Genomic DNA, 18,321 nt, shown 5'->3' on the forward strand with positions numbered 1-18,321 from the left:
ATCAATAGAGGTTCCACTGAAAAATGGTCAGAGCAAAGCGGAGACCATTCAAATCGTTTTACTGTTTAAAAGACTGAAAGCTTCAGGTCAAAACAGACCGGTGATCTTGCCGTTGGCATCCACATCGATGCCCACAGCGGCGGGCTTTTTGGGCAGGCCCGGCATGGTCATGATATTGCCGCAGATGACCACCACGAAGCCGGCACCGGCAGCAAGGCGCACCTCGCGTACCTCCATGGTAAAGCCGGTGGGGGCACCGATGAGCTTTGCGTTGTCGCTGAAGCTGTACTGGGTCTTGGCGATGCAGACAGGCAGATTCCCGTAGCCCATGTCGGTGAGCTCAGCCAGTGTCTTGCTGGCGGCGGCGCTGTAGTTCACGCCGTCGGCGCGGTAGATCTTGGTGGCGATGGCGCTGATCTTATCCTTCAGCGGCATCTCCAGCGGGTAGGTGTACTGGATGGGACGATCCTCCAGAACCTCCAGCACCTTTTCGGCCAGAGCCTTGCCGCCCTCGCCGCCCTTGGCGAACACCTCGCTCAGCACGCAGGGAACGCCCTGCTCGGCGCACACCTGCTCCACATAGGCCTGCTCTTCGGCGGTATCGGTGGGGAAGGCATTGATGGCGACCACCACCGGCAGTCCGAAGCCGTTTTTCAGGTTGTCGATGTGGCGGATCAGGTTGGAGACACCGGCCTTGACGGCTTCGAGGTTGGGCTGGCTCAGGTCGGCCTTTGCCACGCCGCCGTGGCTCTTGAGGGCACGCACGGTGGCCACCAGCACGCAGGCGCTGGGTGCGATGCCTGCATAGTGGCACTTGATATCCAAAAACTTCTCTGCACCCAGATCGGCACCGAAACCGGCCTCAGTGATGGTGTAGTCGGCCAGAGAAAGGCTCAGCTTGGTGGCCAGCACGCTGTTGCAGCCGTGGGCGATGTTGGCAAAGGGGCCACCGTGGATGATGGCGGGATTGTTTTCCAGCGTCTGCACAAGGTTCGGGTCCAGTGCGTCCTTCAGCAGGGCGGTCATGGCACCGGCAGCACCGATCTCACCGGCAGTGACAGGCTTGCCGTCGTAGGTGTAGGCGCACACGATCTTGGAAAGACGCTCCTTCAGGTCGGAAATGCTGGTGGCAAGGCAGAAGATCGCCATCACCTCGCTGGCAACGGTGATATCAAAGCCGTCCTCGCGGGGGGTGCCGTTCACCTTGCCGCCCAGACCGTCCACGATGAACCGCAGCTGACGGTCATTCATGTCCATGCAGCGCTTCCATGTGATGCGGCGGGGGTCGATGTTCAGCGGGTTGCCCTGCTGGATGCTGTTGTCGATCATGGCAGCCAGCAGGTTGTTGGCTGTGCCGATGGCGTGCAGATCGCCGGTAAAGTGCAGGTTGATGTCCTCCATGGGCACCACCTGTGCGTAGCCGCCGCCGGCAGCACCGCCCTTGACGCCGAACACCGGGCCAAGGCTGGGTTCACGCAGGCAGAGCATAGTCTTTTTGCCCAGAGCGTTCATGGCATCGGCCAGACCCACGCTGGTGGTGGTTTTGCCCTCGCCCGCCGGGGTGGGGCTGATGGCAGTGACAAGGATCAGCTTGCCCTGCTTTTTGGCATCGTGGATCAGGCGGTGATCGATCTTGGCCTTGTAGCGGCCATAGGGGATCACGTGCTCATCGGAAAGGCCCAGCTGGGCGGCGATCTCGGTGATGGGTCTCATCTTTGCTTCCTGTGCGATCTCGATATCGGTTTTCATCAGACATCCTCCTTTGAAAGTCGTTTTCACAAGCATTGCACGCCGTCTGAACGGCCTTTTTGCTCGCATCCTGCGTTGCTTTCCCTTGCGATCCGTCAGGATCGCTGCGGAAAATCGCCTTGTCTGCGGGCAAAAAATCTCGCCATTCAGCGCACTCTGCTTATAAAAACAACTTCCGACAACAAAAAAGGCAGCTTTGCGCAGCAATTGCGCAAGGCTGCCCAGACGGTCGGCATTGACTCTCCTGCGCATCCGCACTGTGGTGCTCCACAAGGTTCCGTCAGCGGAAACGCGGTCTCTATGCTGTAAAGATAGCACATCACCGGGGTGTTTGTCAAGGAAAAACAGTGTTAAATATTTTGCGTTATAAGATGGGTTGTGGTATACTTATCATGGTTTATTCTGAAATTTTAGAAAGCAGGAATCCCTTTTATGCTGCAAAACCCTGAATTGCATTATCTGGATAACGCCGCCACCACGATGGTTGCTCCCGAGGTGGCGGATGTGATCGACAAGGCCATGCGGGAACACTGGGCAAACCCGTCCAGCCTGTACGGCCCCGGTGCCCGCAGCGAGGAAGCACTGAACACCGCCCGTGCCGCTGTGGCCCGCACACTGGGCTGCAAGAGCCGGGAGCTGTATTTTACCTCCTGCGGCAGTGAGAGCAACAATCTGGCTCTGCTGGGCGCGGTGCGCACCCGCACCTTTGGCAAGGGCATCGTGGTGTCCGGCTTTGAGCACCCCAGTGTCCAGCGTCCGCTGGAAGAGCTGGCGAAGCAGGGCTATGATGTCACGGTGGTCAAACCCCGCCCGGACGGCACACTGGACATGGATCGGATGCTGGAGCATGTGGACAAAAACACCATCCTTGTGGCCTGCATGATGGTGAACAACGAGGTAGGCACCCGCAACGATGTGGAACGCCTTGCCGCCGAGGTCAAGCGCCGCAACAGCCGCACCATCGTCCATGTGGATGCGGTGCAGGCGTGGATGCGCGTGCCCATCAAGCTGGACAACATCGACACCCTGTCGGTGAGCGGTCACAAGATCCATGCCCCCAAGGGCATTGGTGCGCTGTACCTGTCCGACCGTCTGGTGCAGGCGTTCCGGCCGCCCTATCTGGGCGGTGAGCAGGAGCGCGGCCTGCGCCCCGGCACCGAGAACCTGCCCTATGCCATGGGTCTGGCGGCAGCCGCCACCCGTCTGGCAAAGACCATGAAGAGCCGTGACACCGCCATGCGGGCGCTGAACCAGCGCCTGCAGGAAGGGCTGAAGGCTTTCCCGGAGGTGGAGATCAACAGCCCGGAAAACGCCGTGCCCGAGGTGCTGAACTTCAGCGAGAACTGCATCAAGAGCGAGACCATGCTGGCATGGCTGGCCGAAGCACAAATTTACGTTTCGTCGGCCAGCGCCTGCGGCCGGGGCCAGCCCAGCCATACGCTGGCGGCCATGGGCAAAGATCCGCTGGCCATCGATACAGCGATCCGGGTGTCCTTCTGCGGCGACAACACCCCCGAGGATGTGGATGCCTTCCTTGACCGCTTTGAGGACGGCATGAAGCATCTGCAGAAGATCCGGAAGTAAACTGATTAACGGCCAGCGTGTCGGTAGCTTTCTCCTCGGACACGAATCGGGCCATTCCATCGCCCGCCCTATTGCCTTCGGCAACAGGGTCCCACCCCAGCGGACGGTCCTCAGAGAAACTCCCGACCCACCGGCCTGATAAGATGCAGCTTTCCATTGCGTCCCCTTTCGTGAAAATGCGTTTGGAGCGGCCCGCAGGCCGCGACAAACGCGAAATAAAAAATAAATTTTCCGCTGAGAATGGCCAGAGCGCAAGCGGAGGCCATGTTAAATCGTAACCTAGGAGATACAACATTTATGCATGAAATCATTATGGGCTATCAGGGTGAGATGTCCCTGAAAGGCCTCAACCGCAACCAGTTCGAGTCGGCGATGATGAAGATCCTGCGCTACCGGCTCAAGACCGTGGGCAAGTTCAAGGTCTACTGCACCCAGTCCACCTTTTACATGGAACCCGAGGAAGAGGATGTGGACATGGATCTTGCCTTTGACCGGGTGAGCAAGGTGTTCGGCCTTGCGGCACTCAGCCGCGCCGTGGTCTGCGACAAGGACTTTGACACCATCTGCCAGACCGCTGAGGATTACCTCGGCGCCAGCCTGCACGGCATCCGCACCTTCAAGGTGGAGGCGCGCCGCTCCGACAAGACCTACCCCATGACCAGCCCTGAACTGATGCGGGAGCTGGGTGCCTATCTGCTGGGCAAACACAACTACCTCAAGGTGGATGTGCATAACCCGGATTTTAAGGTGATCGTAGAAATTCGGGATTACGGTGCCTACATCCACGGCCCCAAGGTGCCCGGTGAGGGCGGCCTGCCTGTGGGCACCAGCGGCCGTGCACTGAACATGCTGTCCGGCGGCATCGACAGCCCGGTGGCGGCTTACCGCATGGCTAAGCGCGGTCTGGCACTGGACCACATCCATTTTGCGTCTCCGCCGTACACTTCGGAGCGCGCAAAGCTCAAGGTGAAGGCACTGGCGCAGCTTACCAGCATCTATACGGGCAGCTCCAATCTGTTCGTCGTGCCCTACACCAAGCCGCAGGAGTACATCCGGGATAATGCTCCGGATGTGCTGTTCACGGTGCTGATGCGCCGCAGCATGATGCGCATTGCCAACGTCATTGCCAAAAAGCAGGGCTGTGAAGCCCTTGTTACCGGCGAGAGTCTGGCTCAGGTGGCCAGCCAGACCGTCAAGGCCCTGCAGTGCACCGATGCTGCGCAGGATCTGCCCATCCTGCGCCCGCTTATCGGCATGGACAAGACCGAGATCGTGGAGACGGCCCGCCACATCAATACGTTTGAGACGAGCATCCTGCCCTATGAGGACTGCTGCACCATCTTCACCCCGCCGCATCCGAAGATCCGCCCGGAGCTGGCCGAAATTCTGGAAGCCGAAGCCGCCATGCCCGGCCTTGCCGCGCTGGAAGCCGAAGCAGCAGAGAACGCCGAGCGCATCCGCATCCGTATCACCGATCAGGTAGAATTTGAGGGTTGATTTATCCATGACAGCAGAGATCATCAGTGTGGGTACCGAGCTGCTGCTCGGCAACATTTTGAACACCAACGCCCAGTATCTGAGCCGCGAGCTGGCGGCACTGGGCATTACGGTCCAGCGCGAGAGCACCATTGGCGACAACCACGACCGTCTGGCAGATTTTGTCAACGAGGCAAAGCAGCGGTGCGACCTGCTGGTGTTTACCGGCGGGCTTGGCCCCACCGCAGACGACCTGACCAAGGAAACGGTTGCCGGCTGCTACGGCGACACGCTGGCCTTTGACCCGGAAGAATGGCAGAAGATCGTGGATTTCTTCACGCGCACCGGGCGCAAGACTACCCCCAACAACCGCAAGCAGGCCATGGTGCCGGTGCACGGCCACAAGATCATCAATAACCACGGCACTGCCCCCGGGGCGTGGTTCGAGCAGGATGGACATTGCGCCGTGCTGATGCCCGGCGTGCCTCACGAAATGAAAGCCATGTGGGAGGAGAGCGTGCGCCCGCTGCTGCTGGCCCGCCAGAACTGCACCCTGCATTCCATAACGCTGCGGGTGCTGGGCGGCGAAAGCGACATCGAATACCGTGTGCGGCATCTGCTGGAAAATGCAAACCCCACCGCCGCCATCTACTGCAAGACCGGCGAATGCGAGATCCGCATCACGGCCCGGGCTGAAAACGACAGTTCAGCCGAAAAAATGTGCCGCGCATACGCCACAAAGTTCTATGATCTGCTGGGTGATGCGGTGTATGATGAGGATGTGACCGGTCTGGAAGAGACTCTGGTGCACACCCTGAAGGAAAAGGGGCTCACCATTGCCACGGCAGAAAGCTGCACAGGCGGCATGATCGCCCAGCGGCTGACCAATGTGTCGGGTGCAAGTGAGGTGTTCGGTTTCGGCTTTGTCACCTACTGGGAACAGGCCAAGGCAAAAATGGTAGGTGTGGAACCGGCAGTCATTGCAAAATACAATGTGGTGTCTGCTCCTGTGGCGGCACAGATGGCACTTGGCGCGGCAGAAGCTGCCGGGGCCGATATCGCTGTCAGCGTCACCGGTCTGGCAGGCCCCAACGGCGGCGATGCCGTCCGTCCGGTGGGCACGGTGTATCTGGGTGCGGCCTGCGGTGAGACCGTATATGTGAAAAAGCTCTTCGTCTCCCGCCCCGACCGTGCGCTGGTGCGTGCCCGCGCGGCACAGACGGCACTGGAACTGGCGCTGCGTCTGGCTCAGGGCAAGGTTCCTGCAGATACACAGGCACTGGCAAAAAGCGCCCGGCATGATGCTGCGGCTCTGACGGCACTGGACAGCACCTTCCTCAAGGGTTAATACGAGCGGCCCCGGGCCGCGGGGGTGAAGCAGTTGATACACGAAGAAAAAACGCAGACCGCCTGTGTGCTGCGTCTGTTTGGCGCACCGCTGTGGACGGTGCAGCAGGCAGCACAACAGGCAGACATTGCAGCCCGATGCCGTGGCCGTGGGGCGGAGGTGCTTGCGGCCCTGCAGGCCGAAACGCCTGCCGGGCTGGAAAAGGCCCGCAAGGCCCTGAACGGCCGCTTTGCGGCAGAGCTCTATGGGGAAGGGGAGATGACCCTTGTTCATGCAGCGGTGCAGGCGCTGGAAACGCACCGCAGGCTGCTGGTATGCTGTGATGCGGACGCAGGCACCCTGCTGGAAGCCCGGCTGGAAACGGTGCCGGGTGCGGAAAAGGTGTTCGATTTTGGGGCTTTGAGTTATGCGGACGCAAAGATCCGGGAAAAGCTGAGCGCCAGGACCTGCCGCGTGAAAGGCGGGCCCATTCCGGCAAAACTGGCCCGTGTGCAGGCGGCACAGCGCTTTGTGGGCGCAGATCTTGCCGCCGGGTGTGTGGAGCGCGCCGAGGACACCGTGCTGTTTCTGGGCAGCCGCAGGGGCTGCTGGGTGCGCACAGTGGCGAACACGGACGCACCGGCCCTCTGGCTGCTGGACATGATCCGTCGTGCTGCATCCGGTCTGCCGCAGGCGGCGGGGACAAGCTGGCAAAAATACGGCAGGGTAGTCCCGGCAGATGTGCTGACGGCGCAGACTCTGCCGGACAAGCCGGAAAACACTGCTCCGGCAAAGCCGCCCCGCAAACGGCACAGGGCACGGAATGCCCTGATTTTTCTGCTGGTTCTGGCACTGGCCGCGTTTGCCGCTGCGTGGTATTACACCGGCGGCGACCTGACCGCCCTGCCCCAGAGGTTGCAGAGCCTTGGCGCCGACAGCCTGCCCCACGCGGGGGCAAAATTGATATAAAAAGACCCCGGAGGGTGCGAACCTTCCGGGATTTTTTGTTTATAAGGGCGATTTTTTAAGAGATGCAGTGTGCTGCTCCGAACCCATCCGTGAAAAAGAACCTCCGGAAAATCCGCGGATTTTTCGGAGGTTCAAATAAATAATAAATTTTCCGGATGGTTATGCCTTGTGGTCGCTCAGCCACCGCAGAGCCATATAAACATAGGCCGCAGAGCCTTTGTACAGCACGCTGTCGTCAAAGCGCACCTTGGGGTGGTGCTGACCGTAAACATAGCCCTCCTTGGCATTTCCGGAGGAGAGGAACATGCTCACGGTAGGCACTTCATGACTGACAAAGGCAAAGTCCTCGCTGCCGCCGCCGGGCTTGCCGCCGGTGAGGGCGGTCATGTCCATGGCACCACGGCCCAGCAGTTCGGTCATATAGGTCAGGGCATTCTTGGCAAGAGGCGTATCCACCACCATGCAGGGGCAGTGGTCGCTGAATTCCACCTCAGCGGTGCAGCGATAGGCTGCCGCCACGCCCTGTGAGATCTCGGTCATGCGCTGGTGGATCTGCTCACTGACTGCGCCCTCGGGGTCCACCGTGCGGATGGTGCCCCACATGTCGGCTGTATCCGGGATGACGTTGGAGGCCTTGCCCGCCTCGAACCGGCCCGTAGTGAACACGCCGAACTTGGCGGGGTCCAGCTCACGGCTGTTGATCTCCTGCAGGGCAATGTGGATGTGGGCCGCTGCAGTGATGGGGTCGATGCAGGCGTTGGGCATGGAGCCGTGGCCGCCCTTGCCGTGGACGGTGATGTGGTACTGCTCGCAGCTTGCCATGGTGATGCCGCCGCCCGGCACCAGCACCGTACCCACCGGCAGGGGCATCCCGGCCAGAACGTGGAACATCACCGCGGCATCCACCTTCGGGTTTTCCAGCAGGCCGTTTTTCAGCATGTCCAGCGAGCCCTGAAAAATTTCCTCGGCAGGCTGGAATTCCAGCTTCACGGTGCCTTCGATCTCGTCCTCATGTTCTTTGAGCAGCTTTGCCGCGCCCAGCATCATGGCGGTGTGCATATCGTGGCCGCAGCCGTGCATCCTGCCCGGGATCTCGGAAGCAAACTCCTCACCGGATTCTTCCTGAATGGGCAGGGCGTCCATGTCGCCGCGCAGCAGGATGGTCTTGCCGGGGCGCTTGCCGCCTGCCAGCGCGAGAACGCCGCATCTGCCGCAGTCCTGCGGGGCATAGCCCATTTCGGTCAGGGCCTTTTTCACCAGCGCTTTGGTCTGCGGCAGATCAAAGCCCACCTCGGGGTGGCGGTGCAGGGTGCGCCGCCATTCGCGCAGCTGGGGTTCCAGCTCTTTTGCGGCGCTGAGCAGTTCTTCCGGTGTGATCATTTCAAAATCAACTCCCTCTTATTTTATAAAGAAAACCCTCTCGGGCATTGGCCGTGACGGAGAGGGCTCTTTATTCCTTAGTTCTCGTCCGTCGGGGTGCCTTCCGGATGATACTTGGCACAGGTGCACTTTTTCCACTTCAGGCCGCTGCCGCAGGGGCAGGGGTCGTTGCGGCCGATCTTGATCACCCGCACAGGCTGGCCGTGGGGTGCACCCTTGGCACCGGGAGCGCCGTTACCGGGCACAAAGCCTTCGCCGGTGGGCTTTGCCACCTGTTCACGCTTGGGGGCGGCACCGGCCTGACGGATCTCGATGGACAGCAGCATCTTCACACTGGACTCACGGATGGAATCCACCATCTGGTCGAACATGTCAAACCCTTCGATGCGGTACTCCACGACAGGATCCTTCTGGCCGTAGCCGCGCAACGCGATGCCCTGACGCAGCTGATCCATGTTGTCGATGTGATCCATCCACATGCGGTCCACGCACTTGAGCAGGCAGATGCGTTCCAGCTCGCGCATGACCGGGGCACCGTAGCGCTGCTCCTTGTCGGCAAGGATCTTCATGCCGCGGTCATACAGCATATCGGCAATGCTCTGACGGGAGATATCCTCAAAGTCGGCCACATCATAGTGCAGGTCGGCGTCGGTGGTCAGCCAGCCCAGATAGTGGCGGCGCAGGGCACCAAAGTCCCAGTCGTCCTTCACATCACCGGCCAGGAACTGGGCGCAGCTGGAATCGATGTTCTCCCGCAGCATCTTGTGCATCTCGGTGCTGATGTCCTCGCCGTCCAGCACCTTGCGGCGCTGGCCATAGATGATCTCGCGCTGCTGGTTCATCACGTCGTCGTACTTCAGCACGTTCTTGCGGATCTCGAAGTTGCGGCCTTCCAGCTTTTTCTGGGCGCTTTCCAGCGTGTTGGTGATCATGCGGTTCTCGATGGGCGTGTCCTCGTCGATCTTGAGGGTGTCCATCAGGCTGGAGACGCGGTCACCGCCGAACAGGCGCATCAGGTCATCTTCCAGGCTCAGGTAGAAGCGGGAAGCACCCGGGTCGCCCTGACGGCCGGCACGGCCGCGCAGCTGGTTGTCGATGCGGCGGCTCTCGTGACGTTCGGTGCCGATGATGAACAAACCGCCTGCAGCACGTACTTCCTCGGCCTCGGCATCGATCTGGGGCTTGCACTGGGCGTACAGCTCATCAAAGCGCCTGCGGGCCGCAAGGATGTTGGCGTCCTCGGTGTCGCCGTGGCCGTTTGCTTCGGTCAGCAGCATCTCCACCGCTGCCGGGTCGGCATCCTCGGGCTTTTCGGGATTCAGCAGGTTCTCACAGAAGTGCTCCTTGCGCATCTGGGCCTTGGCCATGAACTCGGCATTGCCGCCCAGCATGATATCGGTACCACGGCCTGCCATGTTGGTGGCGATGGTGATGGCACCCTTTTTACCGGCCTGCGCCACGATCTCGGCCTCGCGCTCGTGGTTCTTGGCGTTCAGCACATTGAAGCTGCGGGTGTACTTCTGCAGCATTTTTGCCAGCGTTTCGCTCTTTTCCACGCTGACCGTACCCACCAGCACGGGCTGGCCCTTCTGGTGGCATTCCAGCACCTGCTGGATAACGGCATTGTATTTGCCGTTGACCGTCTTGTAGATGGCGTCCGGATAATCGATGCGCTGACGGGGACGGTTGGTGGGCACCGTGACGATGTTCAGGCCGTAGATCTCGGTGAATTCGGTGGCCTCGGTCTTGGCGGTACCGGTCATGCCGGACAGCTTTTTGTACATGCGGAAGTAGTTCTGGAAGGTGATGGTGGCCAGCGTTTTGCTCTCAGCGGCGATCTTTACGCCCTCCTTGGCCTCGATGGCCTGATGCAGACCCTCGTTGTAGCGGCGGCCGATCATCAGACGGCCGGTGAACTCATCCACGATGATGACCTGACCATCCTTGACCACGTAGTCGATGTCCCGCTGCATCACGCCGTAGGCCTTGATGGCCTGATCGATGTGATGGGCAAGGGTCATGTTCTCGGCGGCAGCAAGGTTCTCGACCTTGAAGTAGGCTTCCGCTTTCTTGATGCCGCTGGCAGTCAGGGTACAGGTCTTGTGCTTTTCGTCCACAACGTAATCGCCGTCTGCCTGTTCATCGGTGGACACCTTATCTTCCAGCTCCACCACTACGCTCTTGCGCAGGGTGCGCACAAAGCGGTCCACCTGCGTGTACAGGCTGGAGGAATCCTCGCCGCGTCCGGAAATGATCAGAGGAGTACGGGCTTCATCAATCAGGATGGAGTCCACCTCATCGACGATGGCGAAGGCGTGGCCGCGCTGCACCATATTGGCTTTATAGGTCACCATGTTGTCGCGCAGGTAGTCAAAGCCGAACTCGTTGTTGGTGCCGTAGGTGATGTCGGCGGCGTAGGCGGCGCGGCGTGCATCGCCGTCCATGCCCTGTGCGATCAGGCCGACGCTCAGGCCCAGCCAGCGATAGAGCTTGCCCATCCACTCGCTGTCGCGCTTGGCAAGGTAATCGTTGACGGTGACAACATGCACGCCCTCGCCGGTAAGGGCATTCAGGTAGGCGGGCAGGGTGGCCACAAGGGTCTTGCCTTCACCGGTCTGCATTTCGGAAATATCACCGCGGTGCAGGGCGATGCCGCCGATGATCTGCACGGGGAAGTGCTTCATGCCCAGCACGCGCCATGCGGCTTCGCGGCAGACGGCAAATGCATCGGGCAGAATATCGTCGGTGGTCTTGCCGTCGGCCAGCTGCTGTTTGAAAGCGGCCGTCTGGGCCTGCAGCTCAGCATCGGACAGGGCAGCATATTTGCCTTCCAATGCAAGCACCTGCTTGGCAATGGGGTTGATCTTTTTCAGCTCCCGGTCGGAGAAGCTGCCAAAGAGTTTTTCAACAAGGGACATTGGTAACACCTCATAGATCAAATTCGGGAAAAGGCTTCCCGGAGATAGACATAACAATACTACTATATGATACACCAAAGCGGCAGACGCGTCAAACCTGCAAGGTTATTTTAGCCGGTTTTTGAATGAATTTTCTGTAAATTTGCGCTGGCAGGAGGTTCATAAACGGAAAAGACCACCCGCTTCATCAGCAGGTGGTCCGTTTTGATTTACAGTGTTTCCAGCAGCTGTGGCAGCTGGGCCAGATCGTCGATGACGTGGGGGCATACCGCTTCCAGCCGTTTGCGGGACTGATGCCCGCCGGTGTAGAGCACACACCCTGTGCCCAGTGCAGCGGCAACCTCGGCGTCGTGCTGAGTATCGCCGACCATTACGCAGGCGGCAGGGTCGATGCCGCTTTGGGCAAGCCAGTTCCGGCCCACCTGCACCTTGCTGACGCCATAGATGTCTGCAAGGCCGAGCAACTCGGTAAAATAGCCCTGCAGGCCCCGCGCGGCCACCTGCTCGATCAGGTAGTCCCGGCGGGAGGCAGACAGCACGCTCTGTCGCCAGCCCTGGCGCGAAAGCTCGGCCAGCGTCTCGGCAGCGTGTGCAGAGGGGGGACAGGCATCCACGCCTGCGTTGTAGTGCGCCATAAAGCACTCGGCCAGCTCCGGATAGGGATGTCTGGCAAAGTCGAAGCCGGCGCGGATGTAGTATTCCTCAATGGGAAAACCGAAAATTTCCCGGTAGGCGGCAAGATCGTACCGCTGCGGATAGCCGTGGGTCTCCAGCATCCAGTTGAGACAGCCGTGGGTGAAGTCCAGATCATCCATCAGGGTGCCGTTCCAGTCCCAGAAGATCATACCGTTTGCCTGCATGGAAACCTCCGATTTTTAAAAAGCCGTTTTCCGCGAACGGATCAGCGCGCTGCGAAAACAGCGGCTTATTCTGCTGCAAAGAGCTCGTTCAGGGCCTTGCTGCTCTCGATGATCTTCACCAGCAGCACACCCAGAACGGTGCAGCTGATGAGCTCGCCGATGCCCACGGAGATGCCGTTGGTGATGCAGGCCAGCCAGATGGGGGCGCTGGAGGTGGGGTCCGGGAACATGACGGCGATCTCAATGCCGATGATCACCGCATTGAACAGCACCGGCGGCAGGGAAGCCGCCACAGCCAGACCCTTGAAGCGGATGTTCCGCAGCTTGTAGGTGACAAGGCAGGCCAGCAGGGTGGCAAGGGTGCCGAAGATGACATCCACGATGGTGGAGCCCAGCAGGTTTGCCAAAAAGCAGCCCAGCACCACACCGGCAATGTACTCGGCACCGAACACCGGCAGCAGGCAGAGTGCCTCAGCCACACGCACCTGTACCGCACCATAGGAGAGCGGCTGCAGGGCCATGCAGAGCACAACATAAATGGCCGCGACTACGCCGCAGCGCACCAGTTTACGGATGGAAGGATTCTGATTCATGATATAATACTCCAGCGGGATGATTTTGACCGTACAGGGCCGCCAGCCCCTGTGGGTTTGGCCCGGCATGGTTCGAGACACACCGGGGAGCCTAAAATCCTAAGTTGCTCTGAAAGGATACCGCGCAAAAAGCACAGCAGAAGGCAGTATAGCATAAAATCAGACGGAATGCAATGGGAAGAGGACGATTGAAAATGCCCTCCGCATTGTTTTGGGCATATTCAGCGGAAAGAAATTTTTTATTTGCAGTTTCGAAACTGCCTTTTCACGGGAAAGGCAGCAACGGTGAACAGGTGCTGAAAACTGCCGATTGCCTTTGCGACCCCTGCTGTGAAAATGGGGTTCAGGAAAGTCCGCAGACTTTCCTGAACCCCAAAATTTTAAATGATGATTCCTCTGAATGTGGCCGGAGCGCAGCGGCGGCCATTTCAGATGGTTTTACCCTCTGGGATGGCCGGTATACACCAGAGCCACCGTGTCGGGGCCGGTGTTGGCGGAAACGACGCCGCCCAGCTCAAACACCAGCAGCGGCGGCTTGCCAAAGGCCCGGCGGCAGGCCTTTTCCAGATCTGCTGCCTGCGGGATGTTCGTGTGACCGATCATATAATCAAAGTCCTCTACGCCCTCGCAGCGCTGCTTGCACAGCTCCACCATGGCGGGCACCACCTTGTCATCGCCGCGCACCTTGGCTTCCACCCTGGTCTTGCCGTCGATCAGCGTAATGATGGGACGAATGCCCATCAGCTCGCCCATGACGGCGGCAGCGGCAGAGATGCGTCCGCTCTTTTTCATCTGCTTCAGGCTGTAGGGTCCCAGAACGATCTCCATGCAGTCCATCTGGGTCTCGAACTCATAGATCACATGGCTGATCTCTGCGCCGTTCTTCAACTTGCGGGCCATTTCGCACAGATACCAGCCGAACACCATGGAATAGGTGTGGGGGTCCAGCAGATGGATCTTCAAGTGGTGCTCCGGGCGCTCTTCCCGCAGCATCCCCTGCGCCATGAGTGCGTTGTTATAGGTGGAAGAGCCGGATTTGTTGATGGGAACATGGATGACGTCGGTATAGCCCTCATCCACGTACTGGCAGTATTTTTCACAGAACTGGATGGGGGTGATGGCGGCAGTGGAAGGCACGCCCTTAGCGGCACGCATCTTATCATAGAATTCGGTGTTGGTGCAGCTCTCACGCTCAATATAATCCACATCATCCAGCAGGATGTGGAAGCTCATGATGTCAATGCCGTATTTTTCGGCCATCTCCTGCGGGATATCGCAGGAGGAATCGGTCAGGATCGCGATCTTGCTCATAATTTCCCTCATTTCCATTGGTAATCTCGTAAATGTCCGTGGTCCAGAAGCTCCGGAAAGTCCCATTGGCGCAGCACCTCGTATACGCCCACAGCCACGCTGTTGGAAAGGTTCAGGCTGCGGCAGGTGTCCCGCATGGGCATCCGGATACAGTGCTCCTGATTGGCCGCAAGCAGTGCTTCCGGCAGGCCGGCGTCCTCGCGCCCGAACACGAGATAGCTGCCGTCCGGGTAGCTCACATCGGTGTAGCGCTGGGGTGCCTTGGTGGTAAAATAGTAATAGGGGCCGCTGTTTTTGGCGAAGAACTCATCCAGACTGTCGTAATAGCTGATGTCGAGGTAATGCCAGTAGTCCAGCCCCGCGTGCTTGAGCTTTTTGTCATCGATGGCAAAGCCCATGGGGCCCACCAGATGCAGGCGGCAGGCCGTGCAGGCACAGGTGCGGGCCACGTTGCCGGTGTTCTGCGGGATGCGCGGCTCCACAAGAACGATGTTCAGAGTCGGTTTTTCGTTCATGGGTCGGTCTCCTTATTCGGTCACGGACACAGGGCACAGGCGCGGCAGCAGCGGCTCGAACCAGACGCCAAAGCGGGTATCCTGTGCGGCGGGAGTGCTCTGGATGGAAAGCGCCACGAACTCGGCGGCGTTGTCGGCGGCGGCACTCAGGGCGTTGCCCTGCAGCAGCGAGCCGATGAGCACGGCACCGTATAGATCGCCGGTGCCGGGAAAGCTGCGGCTGATGTGCAGCTTTTTGACCAGAAAGCGGTCTCTGCCGCTGCCTGCGCAGCCGATGTACTTGCCCAGCGGCAGGCCGGTGACGACAGCCCCCGGGGCCAGAGTGGTCAGCTCGTCGGCCAGAGCCTGTGCGGCCTCGTCGGTGAGCGGATCGGTGCACGGCTCACGCTGCAAAAGCAGCTGCGCCTCGGTGTAGTTGGGCAGGATCAGGTCTGCGGACTGGCACAGCGCGCGGATGCGGTCGATGAGGGCAGAGGTGACGGTGGAATAGGCCTTGCCGTTGTCGCCCATCACCGGGTCCACCACCTTTTTGGCAGCGGGCCAGTACGCAAATGCTTTTTCAGCCAGTGCTACCTGTGCCTCGCCGCCCAGATAGCCGGTATAGATGCAGTCAAACTCCACACCCAGAGCGTGATAATGCTCCAGCGCCTGCTGGCCGTAGGCAGAGCCGTCCAGCCGTGCAGGGGTGCCCAGACCGCCCGTGTGGGTGGAAAGCACTACCGTGGGCAGGGCCACCGGCTGCACGCCCATGACCGACAGCACCGGCAGGATGACCGCCAGACTGCAGCGGCCCATGCCGGAAAGATCGTGGATGCAGAGAACTTTTTTGGGTTCAACAGGGTGTATCAAATAAGGGGACCTCCTTGCCAGTATGCAGTACGGGCTGCGGCCGGTTTGGGCCGGGCACACAGACCCATAATAAATTTCACGACACAGTATACCACAAATTTCTGCATAAAAAAAGCGGATACCAGATACTTTATTGGAAATAATAACGCCGGAGACCGGATCTTTTCACCGAAAGGAGCTTTGAAGATGAGACACGAAACGAACAGTTCTTCCGGGATGCTGCTGGGGATGGCGGCCGGCGCGGCACTGGGTGCCGTGGGCGTGATGGCTGCCACCCAGAACCAGCGCCAGCTGCGCCGCACCACCCGCAAGGTGGTGAAGGGCGCGGAAAACGCCGTTTTGCAGCTGGACAAAATGGTGGGGGACTTTGTGGAAAAGCACATGGAAGGGTAAAAAACAAAGAACGGCGTTCCGGACGGGACGCCGTTCTTTGCTTTGAAAAGCTCATTTGTTCCAGATGCACATGCGGGCTGAGGTGTTGATCTCGCCCAGAACGCTCAGATCCATCTGGATGTTGCAGGTCACGGTAAGGGACTTGTTGACATCGTCACCGGTCAGCACCGAGGCGGGCAGGTTCTTGATGGTGAGCACGCCGGTGCCCTTGGACACCTCGCCGGTCACAGCGCCGGTATAGTTCACATCGCCGATGGTCAGGCCGGTCAGGTAACCGGTGACGCTCATCTTGCTTACCTGCCGGATGGGCAGGGTAAGGGTATAGGTGCCGTTGGACTGGCGGGTAAGGCTGGCATCGCGGTCCGTGTCGATGCCGGAGTTGGCCATGGATTCCTTATCGGATCTTTCCTTCCAGAATTTAACGCCCACGTTCAGGGTAGCAGCAGCGCTGGCACCAAAGGTGAACATGCACAGCAGCAGTACCGAAAGCAGGGCGGCGCTTACGCGCTGACAGGTCTTAGTCATGGATATCTGCCTTTCTTTGCCGCAAAGGCGGCCTTGTCCGGCACACGAAATACCGGAATTTTCAATGCTAAAATAGCATGCGCGCATAAAAATGTCAATCTGCTTCGTGAACCTTTCACAAAAACGTTGCACATCAGAAACAAAAAACAGATGCTTTTGACCTGCTGGCTCCTATGCCGCAGGCAGACGGACTTTTACCGGGAAAACACAACACCGGACAGCCCGCAGGCCGTCCGGTGTTGAAAATGGAAAAACTAGTTCGGCTTAGACCTCAAAGTTGGGGTCGTCCTTCAGCACATGGATGTTGGTCATAAAGGCGCTCTGCTCCGGGTCAGTGAAGGGAGCTTCCTTGACGTACTTGTTCAACTGGATGGCCGTGCGTGCGGGGTCGGCAATGGTGCCTGCGCCGCCGATGCAGCCGCCCGGGCAGCCCATGCCTTCCAGCAGGTAGCCGTTGTACTTGCCGGCCTTTGCCAGCATCAGCAGCTTCTTGCACTCGGCCAGACCCTGTGCGGATGCGATCTTCACATCCATATCCGGGTGCCATTCCTTGATCTTATCAGCAACGGCCTTTGCCACGCCGCCGGACTGTGCAAAGCCGCGGCCTGCAGCGGAAGCGTGGATCAGATCCTGCTCGGTGGGATCGATTTCCAGATCTGCCACATCGATGTCCTTTGCCTCAATGATGCCGGCCAGCTCCTCAAAGGTGAGCACGAAGTCCACATCCGAGCGGACGGTGCGGCGGGAAGCTTCCAGCTTCTTGGCGGCGCAGGGTCCGATGAAGCACATACGGGCTTCGGGGTCGGCCTTCTTCATCATGCGTGCGGTGAACACCATGGGGGTCATGGTCATGGAGATGTTCTTGGCCAGATCCGGGAATGCGGTCTTTGCCATCATGCTCCATGCCGGGCAGCAGGAAGTAGCCATGAAGTTCAGCTTTTCGGGCACTTCCTCCAGGAAGTCGTGGGCCTCGTCCACGGTGCACAGGTCGGCACCGATGGCCACCTCCACCACATCGCAGAAGCCGACGGCCTTCAGCGCAGCCTTGAGCTTGCCGGTGGAAGCCAGACCCGGGAACTGGTTGACAAAGGCGGGAGCCACCAGTGCATAGATGCGGTCACCGCGATTGAAGCCCTGGATCAGCTGATAGATCTGGCCCTTGTCCGCAATGGCGCCGAAGGGGCAGTTGACCAGACACTGGCCGCAGGAAACGCACTTGCTGTAATCGATCTCGGCACGGCCCAGCTCATCGGAGTGGATGGCACCCATGCCGCAGGCAGCGGCGCAGGGACGCTCGGTCTTGACGATGGCGTTGTAGGGGCACACGCCAACGCAGCGGCCGCACTTGATGCACTTGTCCTGATCGATGGTGGAACGGCCGCTCTCCCATGTGATGGCCTTCTTGGGGCACACTTCCATACAGGGGTGGGCAAGGCAGCCCTGACACAGGTCGGAGACCTTGACCAGCTTTTCCGGGCAGCGGTTGCAGGCAAACTTGATCACGTTCACCAGCGGGGGATCGTAATACTTATCGGCGATGGATGCATCCTCCAGACCGGAGACGACACTGTTGTGCTCGTCCATGCGGCGGGTGGGCAGACCCATGGCCAGACGCACACGCTCCTCAACGATGGCGCGCTCCAAGAAGATGTCCTTGCGCAGCTTGCCTTCCTCACCGGGGATGATGGTGTAGGGGATCTTGCGCATCAGGTGGTTGGCCTGCTCGCCCTTGACGTTGGCGTAAGCCATGCGTGCCACCTCGGTGAACACCTGACGGCGGATCTGGATGACCGTGGTATTGATTCCTCTGAAACTCATTCCAATTCTCTCCTTGCTTTGCTAAAAACAAACGGGCTGCACCCGGCTGCCGGC

Annotated in this window: 15 protein-coding genes and 1 riboswitch; of the genes, 5 read left to right on the plus strand and 10 right to left on the minus strand. The window is 59.6% G+C overall.

The window, feature by feature from the left end:
- Positions 1–87: 87 nt before the first annotated feature.
- A complete protein-coding gene (locus tag ACKXF9_RS07420) occupies positions 88–1,749 on the minus strand; it encodes a formate--tetrahydrofolate ligase (protein WP_418265726.1) in 1,662 nt (553 codons plus the stop codon).
- 432 nt (positions 1,750–2,181) lie between these two features.
- Between ACKXF9_RS07420 and ACKXF9_RS07425 the strand changes: the two genes are divergently transcribed.
- The 4 genes from ACKXF9_RS07425 (at position 2,182) to ACKXF9_RS07440 (ending at position 7,105) form a co-directional block, all read left to right on the plus strand.
- Entirely contained in the window at positions 2,182–3,333 is a 1,152-nt protein-coding gene (locus ACKXF9_RS07425; RefSeq protein ID WP_418265727.1) for a cysteine desulfurase family protein, read from the plus strand.
- A 297-nt stretch (positions 3,334–3,630) separates the two neighbouring features.
- A complete protein-coding gene (gene thiI, locus ACKXF9_RS07430) occupies positions 3,631–4,830 on the plus strand; it encodes a tRNA uracil 4-sulfurtransferase ThiI (protein WP_207698639.1) in 1,200 nt (399 codons plus the stop codon).
- Positions 4,831–4,837: 7 nt separating this feature from the next.
- Positions 4,838–6,157, plus strand: coding sequence for a competence/damage-inducible protein A (locus tag ACKXF9_RS07435; RefSeq protein ID WP_418265728.1), 1,320 nt, complete (start codon positions 4,838–4,840; stop codon positions 6,155–6,157).
- A 24-nt stretch (positions 6,158–6,181) separates the two neighbouring features.
- Positions 6,182–7,105 (plus strand): hypothetical protein, encoded by a 924-nt coding sequence (locus ACKXF9_RS07440; RefSeq protein WP_418265729.1) that lies wholly within the window; start codon positions 6,182–6,184, stop codon positions 7,103–7,105.
- 159 nt (positions 7,106–7,264) lie between these two features.
- Here the strand turns inward: ACKXF9_RS07440 and ACKXF9_RS07445 are convergent, their stop codons facing one another.
- The 7 genes from ACKXF9_RS07445 to ACKXF9_RS07475 all read right to left on the minus strand — a co-directional run bounded on the left by ACKXF9_RS07445 (position 7,265) and on the right by ACKXF9_RS07475 (position 15,531).
- Positions 7,265–8,485: a M20 metallopeptidase family protein gene (locus tag ACKXF9_RS07445; protein WP_418265730.1), complete on the minus strand. Its 1,221-nt coding sequence runs from the start codon at positions 8,483–8,485 to the stop codon at positions 7,265–7,267.
- A gap of 77 nt (positions 8,486–8,562) precedes the next feature.
- Complete coding sequence (gene secA, locus ACKXF9_RS07450) at positions 8,563–11,403, minus strand: preprotein translocase subunit SecA (RefSeq protein ID WP_249238360.1); 2,841 nt, start codon at positions 11,401–11,403, stop codon at positions 8,563–8,565.
- Positions 11,404–11,612: 209 nt separating this feature from the next.
- Entirely contained in the window at positions 11,613–12,263 is a 651-nt protein-coding gene (locus ACKXF9_RS07455) for an HAD family hydrolase (RefSeq protein ID WP_418265731.1), read from the minus strand.
- Positions 12,264–12,328: 65 nt separating this feature from the next.
- Complete coding sequence (locus tag ACKXF9_RS07460) at positions 12,329–12,856, minus strand: QueT transporter family protein (protein ID WP_249238362.1); 528 nt, start codon at positions 12,854–12,856, stop codon at positions 12,329–12,331.
- Between the two features lie 9 nt (positions 12,857–12,865).
- Positions 12,866–12,966: riboswitch (PreQ1-III riboswitch) on the minus strand.
- A 328-nt stretch (positions 12,967–13,294) separates the two neighbouring features.
- The gene (locus tag ACKXF9_RS07465) at positions 13,295–14,185 is read right to left on the minus strand and encodes a DegV family protein (RefSeq protein ID WP_418265732.1); all 891 of its coding nucleotides are present in this window, start codon (positions 14,183–14,185) and stop codon (positions 13,295–13,297) included.
- Positions 14,176–14,682, minus strand: coding sequence for a tRNA (cytidine(34)-2'-O)-methyltransferase (locus tag ACKXF9_RS07470; protein WP_249238364.1), 507 nt, complete (start codon positions 14,680–14,682; stop codon positions 14,176–14,178). The genes ACKXF9_RS07465 and ACKXF9_RS07470 overlap by 10 nt, the downstream gene beginning before the upstream one ends.
- 12 nt (positions 14,683–14,694) lie before the next feature.
- Positions 14,695–15,531, minus strand: a complete 837-nt coding sequence (locus ACKXF9_RS07475) for a bifunctional hydroxymethylpyrimidine kinase/phosphomethylpyrimidine kinase (protein ID WP_418265733.1) — start codon at positions 15,529–15,531, stop codon at positions 14,695–14,697.
- A gap of 186 nt (positions 15,532–15,717) precedes the next feature.
- On the opposite strand from ACKXF9_RS07475, the gene ACKXF9_RS07480 reads away from it, so the two are divergent.
- On the plus strand, positions 15,718–15,924 hold the full coding sequence (locus tag ACKXF9_RS07480; RefSeq protein WP_339395585.1) for a hypothetical protein: 207 nt from the start codon (positions 15,718–15,720) through the stop codon (positions 15,922–15,924).
- A gap of 51 nt (positions 15,925–15,975) precedes the next feature.
- On the opposite strand, the gene ACKXF9_RS07485 is transcribed toward ACKXF9_RS07480, so the two are convergent.
- On the minus strand, positions 15,976–16,449 hold the full coding sequence (locus tag ACKXF9_RS07485; RefSeq protein ID WP_339395584.1) for a pilin: 474 nt from the start codon (positions 16,447–16,449) through the stop codon (positions 15,976–15,978).
- 264 nt (positions 16,450–16,713) lie between these two features.
- Positions 16,714–18,267, minus strand: a complete 1,554-nt coding sequence (locus ACKXF9_RS07490; RefSeq protein ID WP_418265734.1) for a 4Fe-4S dicluster domain-containing protein — start codon at positions 18,265–18,267, stop codon at positions 16,714–16,716.
- Positions 18,268–18,321 lie beyond the last annotated feature (54 nt).

It is taken from the genome of Faecalibacterium sp. 9 (assembly GCF_048320955.1).
GTDB lineage: Bacteria > Bacillota > Clostridia > Oscillospirales > Ruminococcaceae > Faecalibacterium > Faecalibacterium wellingii.